The organism is Streptomyces harbinensis, from assembly GCF_900116145.1.
In the GTDB taxonomy this organism is placed as follows: domain Bacteria; phylum Actinomycetota; class Actinomycetes; order Streptomycetales; family Streptomycetaceae; genus Streptomyces; species Streptomyces carpaticus.
The window spans coordinates 172,121-185,066 of sequence record NZ_FPAB01000004.1; the positions used below are offsets into that span (position 1 = coordinate 172,121).

The 12,946-nt window shown below is 74.3% G+C and carries 14 protein-coding genes and 2 pseudogenes; 3 read left to right on the forward strand and 13 right to left on the reverse strand.

Annotation, left to right across the window (positions count from 1 at the left end; all coding sequences use genetic code 11):
- Positions 1 to 906: 906 nt before the first annotated feature.
- The 10 genes and pseudogenes from BM385_RS12220 to paaA form a co-directional block, all read right to left on the reverse strand.
- Positions 907 to 1,764 carry an ABC transporter permease gene (locus BM385_RS12220; RefSeq protein WP_093843057.1) on the reverse strand — a complete coding sequence of 286 codons (858 nt, stop codon included), beginning with the start codon at positions 1,762 to 1,764 and terminating at the stop codon, positions 907 to 909.
- Positions 1,761 to 2,717 (reverse strand): ATP-binding cassette domain-containing protein, encoded by a 957-nt coding sequence (locus tag BM385_RS12225; protein ID WP_093843058.1) that lies wholly within the window; start codon positions 2,715 to 2,717, stop codon positions 1,761 to 1,763. Before BM385_RS12225 ends, BM385_RS12220 begins: the two co-directional genes overlap by 4 nt.
- A gap of 32 nt (positions 2,718 to 2,749) precedes the next feature.
- Positions 2,750 to 3,016 (reverse strand): annotated as a pseudogene (locus BM385_RS12230) (GNAT family N-acetyltransferase); the annotation flags it as partial.
- 165 nt (positions 3,017 to 3,181) lie between these two features.
- Positions 3,182 to 3,508: pseudogene (locus BM385_RS12235) on the reverse strand (GNAT family N-acetyltransferase); the annotation flags it as partial.
- A 7-nt stretch (positions 3,509 to 3,515) separates the two neighbouring features.
- Positions 3,516 to 4,400 (reverse strand): alpha/beta fold hydrolase, encoded by an 885-nt coding sequence (locus tag BM385_RS12240; RefSeq protein WP_093843060.1) that lies wholly within the window; start codon positions 4,398 to 4,400, stop codon positions 3,516 to 3,518.
- Positions 4,401 to 4,567: 167 nt separating this feature from the next.
- The gene (locus tag BM385_RS12245) at positions 4,568 to 5,647 is read right to left on the reverse strand and encodes a 2Fe-2S iron-sulfur cluster-binding protein (protein ID WP_093843061.1); all 1,080 of its coding nucleotides are present in this window, start codon (positions 5,645 to 5,647) and stop codon (positions 4,568 to 4,570) included.
- Position 5,648: 1 nt separating this feature from the next.
- Entirely contained in the window at positions 5,649 to 6,185 is a 537-nt protein-coding gene (gene paaD / locus BM385_RS12250) for a 1,2-phenylacetyl-CoA epoxidase subunit PaaD (RefSeq protein WP_093843062.1), read from the reverse strand.
- Positions 6,182 to 6,874, reverse strand: coding sequence for a 1,2-phenylacetyl-CoA epoxidase subunit PaaC (gene paaC, locus BM385_RS12255; protein WP_246337869.1), 693 nt, complete (start codon positions 6,872 to 6,874; stop codon positions 6,182 to 6,184). The genes paaD and paaC overlap by 4 nt, the downstream gene beginning before the upstream one ends.
- A complete protein-coding gene (paaB, locus tag BM385_RS12260) occupies positions 6,871 to 7,164 on the reverse strand; it encodes a 1,2-phenylacetyl-CoA epoxidase subunit PaaB (RefSeq protein WP_019432056.1) in 294 nt (97 codons plus the stop codon). The genes paaC and paaB overlap by 4 nt, the downstream gene beginning before the upstream one ends.
- Positions 7,161 to 8,144 carry a 1,2-phenylacetyl-CoA epoxidase subunit PaaA gene (gene paaA, locus BM385_RS12265; protein WP_093843064.1) on the reverse strand — a complete coding sequence of 328 codons (984 nt, stop codon included), beginning with the start codon at positions 8,142 to 8,144 and terminating at the stop codon, positions 7,161 to 7,163. Before paaA ends, paaB begins: the two co-directional genes overlap by 4 nt.
- 142 nt (positions 8,145 to 8,286) lie before the next feature.
- Between paaA and BM385_RS27765 the strand changes: the two genes are divergently transcribed.
- From BM385_RS27765 to BM385_RS12280, 3 genes are read left to right on the forward strand one after another with little or no spacing between them, the layout of a single operon-like run.
- Entirely contained in the window at positions 8,287 to 9,009 is a 723-nt protein-coding gene (locus tag BM385_RS27765) for a DUF5819 family protein (protein ID WP_093843065.1), read from the forward strand.
- Positions 9,006 to 10,268 (forward strand): HTTM domain-containing protein, encoded by a 1,263-nt coding sequence (locus BM385_RS12275; protein ID WP_019432059.1) that lies wholly within the window; start codon positions 9,006 to 9,008, stop codon positions 10,266 to 10,268. Before BM385_RS27765 ends, BM385_RS12275 begins: the two co-directional genes overlap by 4 nt.
- Positions 10,265 to 11,008 (forward strand): TrmH family RNA methyltransferase, encoded by a 744-nt coding sequence (locus BM385_RS12280; protein ID WP_093843066.1) that lies wholly within the window; start codon positions 10,265 to 10,267, stop codon positions 11,006 to 11,008. The genes BM385_RS12275 and BM385_RS12280 overlap by 4 nt, the downstream gene beginning before the upstream one ends.
- Positions 11,009 to 11,134: 126 nt before the next feature.
- Here BM385_RS12280 and BM385_RS12285 read toward each other — a convergent pair whose 3' ends face one another.
- From BM385_RS12285 to BM385_RS12290, 3 genes are all read right to left on the reverse strand, one after another.
- Entirely contained in the window at positions 11,135 to 11,407 is a 273-nt protein-coding gene (locus tag BM385_RS12285; RefSeq protein ID WP_093843067.1) for a DUF7848 domain-containing protein, read from the reverse strand.
- Entirely contained in the window at positions 11,407 to 11,571 is a 165-nt protein-coding gene (locus tag BM385_RS27120; RefSeq protein WP_019432063.1) for a hypothetical protein, read from the reverse strand. Before BM385_RS27120 ends, BM385_RS12285 begins: the two co-directional genes overlap by 1 nt.
- A 66-nt stretch (positions 11,572 to 11,637) precedes the next feature.
- The gene (locus tag BM385_RS12290; protein WP_093843068.1) at positions 11,638 to 12,852 is read right to left on the reverse strand and encodes a helix-turn-helix domain-containing protein; all 1,215 of its coding nucleotides are present in this window, start codon (positions 12,850 to 12,852) and stop codon (positions 11,638 to 11,640) included.
- Positions 12,853 to 12,946: the final 94 nt, after the last annotated feature.

The window sequence follows — 12,946 nt, forward strand, 5'->3', positions numbered from 1 at the left end:
GCAGGCGGCCGAGGTGACGGCGGACCGGGCCCTGGCGCTGCGGGCGCGGGACGCGATCGCGCCGCACGAGGGCCGGTGGGCGGTGGCGCTGTACGGGTACGACATCGGCGGTCCGATGGCGCTGTGGCGCGGGGTGGCCGAGGCCGCGCTGGGCGACCGGGACGCCGCGGTGGCGGCGTTCGAGGCGGCGGCCGGCTCGGCCGACGCGCTGGGCGCGCGCCCCTGGGCGCTGGAGGCGCGCACCCGGCTCGCGGCGGCCCTCACCGTACGCGGTGGGCCCGGCGACACCGCTCGGGCCGCGGAGTTGCGGGACCGGGTCCGGGCGGAGGCCGCCGCGCTGGGCCTGGCCACCGGCGGGCCGCTGCCCGCCGCGAACGTGTTCCGGCCGGGCGACGGGGCGGCCGGCGAGGAGGGGGTGTGGACGCTGACGTACGACGGCGTCACCGTCCATGTCCCGGACGCCAAGGGGCTGCACGATCTGCGGCAGCTGATCGCCAACCCGGGCACCGGGATCCCCGCCACGTCCCTGCTTTCCCCGGATCCGGGCGCTCCCGTCCCGCCCGGCGCCGACCCGGTGCTCGACGACGAGGCGCGCGCCCGCTACCAGCGGCATCTGGCCGCCCTCGACGAGGAGATCGACCGGGCGGCGGCGCTCGGCCGGGACGAGAAGGCCACCGCCCTGGACGCCGAACGGGCCGCCCTCGTCGCCGAACTGCGGGCCGCCGCCGGGCTCGCCGGCCGGCCCCGGCGGCTGGGGGACGCGGCCGAACGGGCCCGGAAGACCGTCACCGCCCGCATCCGCGACACCCTGCGCAAGCTGGACGTGCGCCACCCGGCGCTCGCCGCCCACCTGCGCGCCTCCGTCACCACCGGCACGCACTGCACGTACCGCCCGGCGGAACCGGCTCACTTCCGGTTGTAGGCCCGCATCGTCAGCGTCCCGAACACCCCGACCAGCAGCGCGCAGGCCACCGCCACCCACAGCAGATCCCCGGCCACCGGCTCGCCGCCCATCAGCCCGCGCACGGCCGCCACCACCCGGGTCACCGGGTTGACGTCCACGAAGCCCTGGAGCCAGCCGGGCATGGTCGCCGGGTCGACCAGGATGTTGCTGAGGAAGGAGAGCGGGAAGAGCAGCATCATCGACACGCCCATCACCGACTTCTCCGAGCGCAGCAGCAGCGCCAGGTACGTCCACAGCCAGGAGAACGCGAACGCGAACAGGATGAGCAGCCCCATCCCGGCCAGCGCCCCGGCCGCCCCGCCGCCCGGCCGGTAGCCGAGCACCAGCCCCACGGTGAGGATGACGACGCAGGCCATCGCGTACCGGAAGGCGTCGCCCAGCAGATAGCCGACCATGACGGACGGCCGCCAGATGGGCAGGGTGCGGAACCGGTCGAAAACGCCCTTTTCCATGTCGGTCTTGACGGAGACGCCGGTGTACATGGTGGTCATCACGACGCTCATCGCCATGATCCCGGGCAGCAGATAGTCCAGGTACTCGGCGGTCGAGCCGGCCAGCGCGCCGCCGAAGAGATAGGTGAACATCAGCGTCATCAGCACCGGGAACGCCGTGACGTCGAACAGCTGCTCCGGTACGTGCTTGATCTTCAGCATCGCCCGCCAGGTGAAGGCCAGCGAGGCCGCGGCGGCGCTCGGCCGGGGCGGCCGGGCGGGGCCGCCGTCCAGGGCGGCGTGGAACGCCTCCCCCGTGGCGACCGGCTGCGCGGCGTCGCCGGTTCCGGTCTCGGTGACGGTACTCATGCGGCGGACGCCTCCTTGCGGTCGGTCAGGGCGAGGAAGACCTCGTCCAGGCTGGGCTGGCCCAGCGCGAACTCGTCGACGGTGATCCCGGCGGCGCTCAGTTCGGCGAGCGCGCGGGCGGCCGGGCCGGCCGCGCCACCGGGCGGGGTGCGGGCGGTCAGCGCCAGCGGGTCGGCGGCGGCGCGCACCGGGGTGCCGAGCGCCGTGGCCAGGACGGCGCGGGCGGCCTCGCGCTGCTCCGGGTCGCGCAGCCGTACGGCGACGGTGCCGGCGCCGACCGAGGACTTCAGCTCGCCGGGGGTACCCTCGGCGACGACGCGGCCGGCGTCGATGACGGCGATCCGGTCGGCGAGCTGGTCCGCCTCGTCCAGGTACTGGGTGGTGAGCACCACGGTGGTGCCCCGGGCGACGACCGCGCGCACGATGTCCCACACCTGGTTGCGGCTGCGCGGATCGAGGCCGGTGGTCGGCTCGTCCAGGAACAGCAGCTCCGGGGTGCTGACGATGCTGGCGGCGATGTCGAGCCGGCGGCGCATGCCGCCCGAGTAGTTCTTCACCTGGCGGCGGGCGGCGCCGGTCAGCCCGAAGACCTCCAGCAGCTGGGCGGCGCGCTCGCGGGCGGCCGGGGTGCGGTGGCCGAGGAGCCGGCACAGCAGCACCAGGTTCTCCTCGCCGGTCAGGTCCTCGTCCACCGACGCGTACTGTCCGGTGAGGCTCACCAGGTCGCGTACGGCGGCGGCCTCCCGCACCACGTCGTGCCCCAGCACCAGCGCCCGCCCGGCGTCCGGGCGCAGCAGGGTGGCCAGCATCCGCACGGTGGTGGTCTTGCCGGCGCCGTTGGGGCCGAGCACCCCGTAGACGGTGCCGGCCGGCACGGCCAGGTCGATCCCGTCGACGGCGCGCTGGGCGCCGAAGGTTTTCACCAGCCCCGTTGTCTCGATCGCGAGACCCATCGGGTCCCCCCTTGTGTTCCGGTTCTCTGTTGTCACCCCTGGGGCGCGAGATCCGGTCCAGCGGGTGCTGGATGGGGTGCTGGACCGGGGGCCGTCAGCGCGTACTCCACCTCGCCGTGCTCCGAGCCGGGGATGGCCTCGGGCCAGTCGCCGGTGTACGAGCGGACGAAGCGCAGTCCGGCCTTCTCCATGACGCGGCGCGATCCGGTGTTGACGGCCATGGTGTTGGCGGTGACGCGGCGGGCCCCGAGGTCGGTGAAGGCGGCCTCGACCAGGGCGCGGGCGCCCTCGGTGGCGTAGGCCGTGTCTTTCGGATCTTCGCGGGGCCGCGCCGCCAGCTACGGCACCTCGCTGCGTTGTCGCATCTCGCGAGTACGACCCGGTACGAGCGAGATCCTCCGCCTTGCGATGCACCGCATCTGACGACGCGGCCTGATCCACGAAGATCCGAAAGACACGGCCTAGCCATGGCCCCAGGCGGCGCGCGTCAGCCGGTAGCCGAGTTCGAGGACGGCGGCGCTGCCGGCGTCGAGGGGCCGCAGCTCGAACCAGCCGAGGAACGCGCCGTCCGCCCGGCGGTGCGCCGCCCAGAACCCGGGCCGGCCACCCAGGCAGGCGTACCGGCGGGCCAGCCGGGGCAGCGTCCGCTCCCGTACGGTGCGCGGGGTGGTGGGCCGGCCGCCGTTGATCCAGCGCATCACCTCGGGGTCGCTGTCCAGCGCGAGGACGAGCGCCGCGTCGGCCGCCGTGCCGGTGAACGGCCGCAGGGTCATCCGTCCGGTGCCGTACATGCCGGGCTCAGCGGGCGGTGTGGGCGGCGAGGGCGTCGACCAGGACGGGCCACAGCGCGGGCGGCCGGTCGTGGCCCATGTCGGGGACGAGGAGGAGTTCCGCTCCGGGGACCAGTTCGGCGGTGCGCCGGCCGCCGCTCGGGTCGATGAGGGTGTCGTCCAGGCCGTGCACGACCAGGGTCGGGACGCGCAGGGCGCGCAGCCCGTCCGCGCGGGAGCCGGCCAGCACCATCGCGCCGACCTGGCGGCCGGCGCCGGCCGGCTCGGGGGCGCGGTCGTAGCTCCGGGCGGCGAGGTCGCGCAGCGCCGCCGGGTCGGGATAGCGCCGGGAGGCCCACAGCAGTTGCCGCTCGGCGGCGGCGATCCGGCCCGCGCGGTCGGTGGGCTGCGGGGCGAGCAGCGCGGCCAGGGCCTCGGGGCCGGCTTCCCCGTACCCGCTTTCGCCGGTGGTGGACATCATGGAGGTCAGGGTCCGCACCCGCTCGGGGTGGGTGATGGCCATGAGCTGGGCGATCATGCCGCCCATCGAGGTGCCGACGACGTGGGCGCGGTCGATGCCGAGCGCGGTGAGCAGGCCCAGACCGTCCTCGGCCATGTCCTGCAAGGTGTACGGCATCATCGCGCGGGCGGCCGGGAGGTCCCCGGCGGTGACGGCGTCGATGAAGCGCGGCAGGTCCACGGGGTGGTCGTCGAAGCGGGTGGACAGGCCGCAGTCGCGGTTGTCGTACCGGATCACCCGGCGGCCCCGCGCGGCGAGCGCCCGGCAGAAGCCGTCCTCCCAGGCGATCAGCTGGGCGCCGAACCCCATGACGAGCAGCACCGGGGGGTCGCCGGGGTCGCCGAAGCAGTCGTAGGCGAGGGAGATCCCGGGTGATACGGCGACAGTCGGCATATCCGGGATCCTGCCGGAACGGGGGCGGGGGCGCAGCCGAATTGTCCGGGCGTACGGCGTTCGGCGGGCGAGGCGGGCCGGCGACGGCCGCAGCCGCCCCGGGGCCTGTCCGGCGGCCCCTGCCGCCCCGGGATCCACCGGACAGACGCGGTGGGGCCCCCGGCGCGCTACGTGTCGTAGTCCACCTCGACGGCGGCCGTGGCCTGGTGGGACTGGCAGGGGAGGATGTAGCCGGCGGCCAGCTCGTCCTCCTCCAGGGCGTAGGTGCGCGCCATCCGCACCTCGCCGTGCAGCAGCCGGGCCCGGCAGGTGCCGCAGACGCCGCCCTTGCAGGCGTACGGAGCGTCCGGACGGTTGCGCAGCGTCGTCTCCAGCACGGTCTCGCCGGGGCGCGGCTGCCAGGTGGCGGTCTGGCCGCCGAGGGTGGCGGTGAGCCGGGCGCCGGGAGCGTGCGGCACCGGCGCGGGGGGCGGGGGCGCGCCGGCTTCCGTGCCCGCGTGGAACAGTTCGGCGTGCACCCGGGTACGCGCCACCCCGAGCGCGCCGAGCGCCGTGCGCGCGGCCTCGATCAGTCCGAGCGGCCCGCACAGGTACCAGTCGGTGACCTCCGCGACCGGGACCAGCGCGGGCAGCAGGGTGCGCAGCCGGGGGCTGTCCAGCCGTCCGGTGGCCGGGCCGGTGTGCCGTTCCTCCCGGGTGAGGGCGTACAGCAGCTGGAGCCGGCCGGGGTGGCGGTCCTTGAGGTCGGCGGCGGCCTCCAGGAACATCGCGGCGGCGGCGGTGCGTTCGCTGCGCAGCAGAGTGAACCGGGCGGCCGGGTCGCGGTCCAGGGCGGCGGCGGCCATCGCCAGCACCGGGGTGATGCCGGAGCCGCCGGTGATCGCGACCGCGTGGCCGCCGCCGGGGCCGTCCTCGCGGAGGGTGAAGCCGCCGGCCGGGGGCAGCACCTGGAGGGTGTCCCCCTCGGCGAGGTCCTGCACCGCGTGGCCGGAGAAGGCGCCGCCGGGGATGTGCCGTACGCCGATGGTGAGTTCGCGGACCGGGCCGCCGCGCGGAGGCGGTGCGCAGACCGAGTAGGTGCGGCGCAGTTCGGCGCCCGAGACGTCGTGGTGACGGATCGTCAGGTGCTGTCCGGCCGCGTACCGGAACCGCTCGGCCAGGTCCCCGGGCACCTGGAGGGTGAGCGCCACCGCGTCGTCGGTGAGCTGTTCGCGGCGGGCGATCCGCAGCGGGTGAAAGGCCGCCACCTCAGATCTCCTTCATGTGGTCGAACGGCTCCCGGCAGGCGGCGCAGCGCCGCAGTTCCATGCAGGCGGTGCCGGAGAACCGGCTGAGCACGGGGGTGTCCACGGCGTCGCAGCGCGGGCAGTGGATGGCCAGGGTGAGCAGCCCGCCGGGGCGCGGCGGGGCGATCCCGGCCGCCCGCAGTTTGCGGCGCCCGGTGTCGGTGATGTCGTCGGTGGACCACGGCGGGGTGAGCACCGTGCGTACCGCGACCCGGGGCACCCCGGCGCCGCGCAGCGCGGCCGTGATGTCGTCGGCCATGGTCTCCACCGCCGGGCAGCCGGTGTAGGTGGGGGTCAGTTCGACCTCCGCGCCGCCGTCGGCCGTCAGCCGGACGGCGCGGAGCACGCCGAGTTCGGCGAGGGTGAGCACCGGCAGTTCCGGATCGGGGACCGCACCGGCCACCGCGTACAGCTCGGCTTCCCGCCCGCGTGCGCGCCCCGGCGCCCGCCCGGGCTCCTGCGCCCGCTCGCGCTCCCGCGCCTGCTCGCGCCCGGTCACCAGGACGCCCCCGGGTGGCTGCGGTGCAGATGCTGCATCTCGGCGAGCAGCCGCCCGAACGGCTCGGTGTGGATGCCCTGCCGCCCGCCGCCCGCCGCCCAGGCGGTGCGGGGCGGCGGCCCGGCGGGCACGGTGAGCCCGGCGGCGCGCAGCGTGGCGGTGACCCGGGCCAGCCACTCCCCGGGCAGCCCGCCGGGCCCGGTCAGCTCACCGGTGTACGGCCACAGCGCGTCGACGGCCCGCTGGGTCCGCTCGTGGCTCTCGGCCGTCCCGTCCCCGAGCCGCAGCGTCCAGTGCTCGGCGTGGTCGCGGTGGTACGCCGTCTCCCGCACCGCCTTGGCCGCCAGCGGCAGGAGGGGGGCGAGCTGCCGGTAGCGCAGTTCCTGCCACACCGAGAAGTACAGCTGGCGGACGATGGTGTGCGCGAAGTCGCCGTTGGGCCGTTCGACCAGCTGGACGTTGCGGAAGGCGCGCTCCTCGCGCCGGTACGCCAGCGCGTCCTCGTCGCCGACCATCGACAGCAGCACCCGGGCCTGGCCCAGCAGGTCGAGCGCGATGTTGGCCAGCGCCACCTCCTCCTCCAGCACCGGGGCGTGGCCGGCCCATTCGGCGAGCCGGTGGGAGAGGATGAGCGCGTCGTCGCCGAGCCCGAGCAGTTCGTCGCGGTCCACGGCCGCTTCCCGGCTCACAGGTGCCGCACCCCGTCCGGGATGGTGTAGAAGGTCGGGTGCCGGTAGGTCTTGTCGGCGGCCGGGGCGAAGAACGGGTCCTTCTCGTCCGGCGAGGAGGCGGTGATCGCCGCCGCCGGCACCACCCACACCGAGACGCCCTCGCCGCGCCGGGTGAACAGGTCGCGGGCGTTGCGCAGCGCCAGCTCGGCGTCGGGGGCGTGCAGGCTGCCGGCGTGCGTGTGGGCCAGGCCGCGCCGGCCCCGGACGAACACCTCCCACAGCGGCCAGTCCGCGTCCTGCCCGCTCATGCCGCCACCTCCCGTCCCTGCTCGCGCCGCGCGTCGGCCGGCCGCCGGTCCCGCTGCTTGCGGGCGTACGCGGCGGCGGCCTCCCGTACCCACGCGCCCTCGGCGTGCGCCCGGCGCCGCTGGCCGATGCGCTGCTCGTTGCAGGGGCCGGCGCCGCGCAGCACGGCCTTGAACTCGGCCCAGTCGATCGGTCCGTGATCGAAGTGGCCGCGCTCCTCGTTCCAGCGCAGCGCGGGGTCGGGCAGGGTCAGCCCGAGCGTCTCGGCCTGCGGGACGCAGATGTCCACGAACCGCTGCCGCAGTTCGTCGTTGGAGTGCCGTTTGATCTTCCAGGCCATCGACTGGCGGGTGTGCGGCGACTCGGCGTCCGGCGGCCCGAACATCATCAGCGACGGCCACCACCACCGGTCGACGGCGTCCTGCGCCATCGCCCGCTGCGCGTCCGTTCCCTTCGCGAGCGCCAGCAGCAGCTCGTACCCCTGCCGCTGGTGGAACGACTCCTCCTTGCAGATCCGCACCATGGCGCGCGCGTACGGGCCGTAGGAGCAGCGGCACAGCGGGACCTGGTTGGTGATCGCCGCGCCGTCCACCAGCCAGCCGATCGCGCCGACGTCCGCCCAGGTGAGGGTGGGGTAGTTGAAGATCGAGGAGTAGCGCTGGCGGCCCTCGTGCAGCGCGTCGAGCAGCTCCTCGCGCGCGACGCCCAGCGTCTCGGCGGCGCCGTACAGGTACAGGCCGTGTCCGGCCTCGTCCTGCACCTTGGCGATGAGGATCGCCTTGCGGCGCAGCGAGGGGGCGCGGGTGATCCAGTTGGCCTCCGGCTGCATGCCGATGATCTCGGAGTGGGCGTGCTGGGCGATCTGCCGCACGAGGGTGGCGCGGTACGCGTCGGGCATCCAGTCGCGCGGCTCGACGCGCTCGTCGGCGGCCAGCGTCCGCTCGAAGGTGTCCGGGTCCGGGTCCGGGTCTGTGGCCGTCATGGGGCGGTCTCCCCTCCGTCGATCCTCACCGACCGATCGTTCGGTCCGATGGTGGACGGAGGCCGGGAACGTGTCAAGGCGGCCGTGCGACAGGTACCGTGCTCGGGTCAAGCGTGTGCAGTCTGGGGGAAGCCGGCGAGGCATGGTGCCAACCGATCACGACGATCACAGCGGTCCCGCGGACCGCGCGGATGCCGTCGTTCCAACCGAATCCGTAAGGCTCAGCAGCCTCTCGCTGCCCGCGCGGCTGGTCGTCGCGCTCAGCATCGGCGGGCTCGCCGTGTTCGCCGCCTGGCACGCCCTGGCGGCGTTCCTCTTCGTGGCGCCGTCCAACACGATCATGAAGGATCACGGCCCGGCCATCCGCGGCTACATCTACCCGGAGTTCGAACAGAACTGGAAGCTGTTCGCACCCAACCCCCTCCAGCGCAATGTCGCCGTCGAAGTACGCGCCGAGATCACCGACCCGGCGGACGGCAGCACCGAGATCACCGAATGGCTGGATCTCACCGCCATCGACATAGCCAACATCCGGCACCACCCCCTCCCCAGCCACACGGCCCAGAACGAACTGCGCCGCGCCTGGGACTTCTACGTCTCCTCCCACGACGAGGACGGCGCCCCGCGCGGCCTGCGCGGCGAACTCTCCGAGCAATACGTCACCCGCATCGCGCTGCTGCGGCTCGGCGAGGACCTCGGCTACGACCTGGACACCGTGAACCGCATCCAGCTCCGCTCCGCCACCACCCGCGTCCCCGCCCCCTCCTGGAGCGAGGAGAACATCGACACCACCACCGGCTACGACGAGCTGGAGTGGCGCACCGTCGACGCCGCCGACCTGCCGGGCGGGAGGAACAACCGGTGACCACGACGACACCGCACGACGTCCCGTCCCCGTTCGCCGGCCTCGGCAAGAAGTTCGACGCCGCGCTCGGCCGCGGCATCGGCCACATCACCCGCCGCGCGCTCGGCCCGCACCAGACCGCCATCGTCCGGATCGGCTTCGCCGCCACCTGGCTGGTCTTCCTGCTGCGCGAATGGCCGCACCGCGCCGAGCTGTACGGGCCGGACAGCCCGTGGAGCTGGGAGATGGCCCAGCGGCTGCTCGCCGACAACGGCGCCTTCACGGTCCTCATGTGGTCCGACTCCACGCTCTGGTTCGAGCTGGTGTACCACGTCGCCATCCTCGCCAGCGTCGGCCTGCTGCTGGGCTGGCGCACCCGGTTGACCAGCGTGCTCTTCATGCTCGGGGTGCTTTCCCTCCAGAACCGCAGCATCTTCATGGGCGACGGCGGCGACAACGTCATCCACCTGATGGCGATGTACCTGGTGCTCACCCGCTGCGCCCAGGTGTGGTCGCTGGACGCCCGCCGCCGCGCCCGTCCCGGCCGCACCGACCGCGCCGACATCGTCATCTGGTCGCTGACCGGCGCCGCGCTGCTGGCCGCGCTGATCAGCGGCAATCTCACCAGCCCCGTCTGGTCGCTGTTCCTGGCCGGGCTGTGGCTGGTGTACGCGGGCTGGTGGGTGCTGGAGCGGTACGCGCCGGCCGGCGAGCCGCGCACGGTCGCCGACATCCTCGGCAACCTCATCCACAACGCCACGCTCCTCGTCATCATGTTCCAGGTCTGCCTGATCTACGCGACGGCCGGCTGGTACAAGATCCAGGGCTCGCGCTGGCAGGACGGCACCGCCGTCTACTACCCGATGCAGCTCGACTACTTCACCCCGTGGCCCGCGCTCACCGACGCGCTCAGCAACAGCGGCCTGGTGGTGATGGCGCTCTCGTACGGCACGGTGTTCGTGCAGGTCGCGTTCCTGTTCGCGCTGCTCAACCGGCGGGCCAAGAACGTCCTGCTGGTGCTGATGATCGGCGAGCACATCGGCATCGCGGTGCTCATGGGGCTGCCGTTCTTCTCGCTGGCGATGATCGCGATGGACGCCGTGTTCCTGCCGACCGCGTTCCTGCTGTGGCTGGGCTCGCGCACCGTACGGGTACGGGACCGGCTGCTGCGCCGCCGCCCGCCCGCACCGGCGGACGCGCCACCGGCCCCCGCCCCCGCCGCCGTACCGATCCCGCCGCAGAGCGAACGGACCGCCCCCGCCTGGGCGGACCGGCCATGACGGAACCGGCCGAACCCACCGTCGTCCTCGACGGCTTCCACGCCCTCAAACACGCCCTGCGCTTCGGCGCGCACATCGAACGGGCGCTGACCACCGACAAGGCGGCGGCGCTCGACCTGGCGCGGCAGCTCGCCCCCGACCTCACCGACCGGCTGGCCACCCTCCTGGAGCCGGCCGCCCCCGAGGAACTGACGGCGCTCACCCCCCGCCTCCACCCCACCGGCGTCGCCGCCCTCGCGGTGCGCCCCGCCACCGACGTACCCGCGACCGGGCGCACCGCGCCCACCGTCGTCCTCGACAACCCGCGCCACCTCGGCAACATCGGCGCCGTCGTCCGCCTCGCCGCGGGCACCGGCGCCACCGGGGTCATCACCACCGGCACCACCGACCCCTGGCACCCGCACGTGGTACGCGCCGCCGCCGGCCTGCATTTCGCGCTCCCCGTCACCCGCCGCACCAGCCCGGACGAACTGCCGCCGGGTCCGCTGTACGCGCTCGACCCGGAGGGCCAGGACATCCGCACCCTCGCCGAGCCCATCCCGCCGGACGCCCTGCTCGCCTTCGGCTCCGAACGCCACGGCCTGACCGCCGCGACCCGCGCCCGCGCCACCCACCTCATCGCCCTGCCCATGCGGCCCGAGGTCTCCAGCTACAACCTGGCGACCAGCGTCGCCATGACCCTCTACCACTGGCTCAGCACCTCCCCGGCGGAGCCAGCAGGCCCAGCAGCAGGCCGATGAGCCCGGCCAGCCCCACGGCGCAGGCGACCCCGCCCAGGAACAGCAGGCCGCCCACGGTGGGTTCGGCCCGGTACGGGTCGGCGGACCCGCCGCACGCCCGGCACACGCCCCCGTCTCCCGGCCGCCTCACGCCCCGGCCCCCCGCTCCAGCTCCCGCAACGGATTGCCGTGCGCCGGGTCCACCCGCAGGAACCACTCGCTGACCAGCCGGTACTGCCGGTGGGCGGGCAGCGCACCGGTGTGGGCCAGCGCCCACCGCTCCACCCACACCGACTCGTCGTCCACCGCCCCCGAATCCGCCCCACAGGTGAGGCACACCGTGCGGAAGATGCCCCGGGGCACGCCTTCCCCCGTCTGCTCGCCCAGCACCCACGCGGCACCGCCCACGACCAGCCGCATCACAGCGCCTCCACGTCCTCCGGCAGCGCCGCCCACTCCCGGCCCCCACCCTCGGGCCGCAACCAGACCCGCCCCGACTGGTGAGCCATCACCCTGCCGGTCCGCTGCGTGACCGTGTCCCGCACCAGCGCGCCCACAGCCGGGCGCTCGTTCTGTTCATCCATACGCACAGCGTGGCGGCAACTGCACCGTGCGCTACAGGGACGGAACATCCCACTTTCCGGGCGCTGTCACCCGGCGACACCCAACTCCGCCGCCAGCTTGCGCAACCCCGGCGGACGCGCCGGACCCGCCCACAGATCGCTCACCACCGCGACCGCGAGGGTGTGGTGCCGCATCCAGCCAGGGGCCGCTCGGCGCAACGACTCCAGCGTCCGGACCGCGCGTTCGGGGTTCCCGAGGTCGGTGTACGCGCGCGCCACGTCCAGCAGGAGCCAGGTCCGCCACGAGACCGGAACATCCCGGCTCAGCCGCAACCCGCGGGCCAGACCGAGCGCTTCCTCCGGGCGCTCGTGCTGCACGGCCAACCGGACCCGTTCGATGCGCACCGACGACCGGCTGAAGACCGAGACGAGCTTGCCGTTGGCCGCAGGCGGCAGCGCGCCGAGGGAGCCCGCCAACTGCTCGGCCACCCCCATCATGTCGCGGGCACGGTCGTAGTCCCCGGCTCGCGCGGAACTGGTGGCGGCCGACATCAGCAGGCTGCCCCGCACCCGGACGCTCTCCGCCGTGTTCCCCTCCTCACGCTCCGCCCTGTCGGCGGCGCCGACCGCGAGGTGGCCCGCGTCATCGAGCCGGTTCTGCCGCTGGTAGGCCCAGGCCACCGAGTTGCAGATCATCGGAGGGAGCAACGGGTCGGACGACGCCTCGGCTGCGCCCATGGCACGTTCGAGGCTGGAGATGGCGAGATCCGACTTCCCCAGCCGGATGGCCAGATGCCCGCCCAGTTGGAGCGCCTTGGCCAGCGCGGCCTGACCGGCGGCCCGTTCGTCCGGGCTCCCGACCGCTGCGACGAAGCGCGCGTCGGCGATCAGCCCCGGGAGCAATTCCATCAGGCGGCCGAACGCGGCGGCGTGGTACAGCGTCCAGGCTTCGCTGATCTCGGCGAACACCAGCGGCAGCGACAGCCGTTCGGGCCCGCGCGGCTCCGGCGGCGCGGCGAACATCGGTGGCAGGATCGCCCGGCGGATCGCCACCAGTTGCGGTGGCTCGACCTCGCCGGTGGACGGCACCGCCGGCGGATCCCCCAACAGGGCGGTCAGTTCGACCCCGAGCCCCCGCGCCAGCGCGTGCAGCGTGGGCAGCCGCGCGGAATGCTTACGCCGCTGCTCCAGCTTCCGCACCACATCGACGGACACGCCCGCTCGTTCCGCCAACCGTTCCTGCGTCAGATCCCCGATCCGCCGCAGTCTGGCCAGCCGGTCACCCAGGTGCTCACCTGCCATGACCCCACGCTACGCCGGTCGGGGCCGGACAGCACCGGCTGAGCAGGCGCCCGCCCGTACGGCGAAGCGCCGTCGCGGCGCTCCCACCCTGGAC

Coding starts and splice junctions, on each gene's coding strand:
- BM385_RS27765 (WP_093843065.1), top strand. CDS start 8,287: ATGGTGCCAACCGATCACGACGATCACAGCGGTCCCGCGGACCGCGCG.
- paaA (WP_093843064.1), bottom strand. CDS start 8,144: ATGACGGCCACAGACCCGGACCCGGACCCGGACACCTTCGAGCGGACG.
- BM385_RS12280 (WP_093843066.1), top strand. CDS start 10,265: ATGACGGAACCGGCCGAACCCACCGTCGTCCTCGACGGCTTCCACGCC.
- BM385_RS27120 (WP_019432063.1), bottom strand. CDS start 11,571: ATGGATGAACAGAACGAGCGCCCGGCTGTGGGCGCGCTGGTGCGGGAC.
- BM385_RS12220 (WP_093843057.1), bottom strand. CDS start 1,764: ATGAGTACCGTCACCGAGACCGGAACCGGCGACGCCGCGCAGCCGGTC.
- BM385_RS12285 (WP_093843067.1), bottom strand. CDS start 11,407: ATGCGGCTGGTCGTGGGCGGTGCCGCGTGGGTGCTGGGCGAGCAGACG.
- BM385_RS12290 (WP_093843068.1), bottom strand. CDS start 12,852: ATGGCAGGTGAGCACCTGGGTGACCGGCTGGCCAGACTGCGGCGGATC.
- BM385_RS12225 (WP_093843058.1), bottom strand. CDS start 2,717: ATGGGTCTCGCGATCGAGACAACGGGGCTGGTGAAAACCTTCGGCGCC.
- paaB (WP_019432056.1), bottom strand. CDS start 7,164: ATGAGCGGGCAGGACGCGGACTGGCCGCTGTGGGAGGTGTTCGTCCGG.
- BM385_RS12240 (WP_093843060.1), bottom strand. CDS start 4,400: ATGCCGACTGTCGCCGTATCACCCGGGATCTCCCTCGCCTACGACTGC.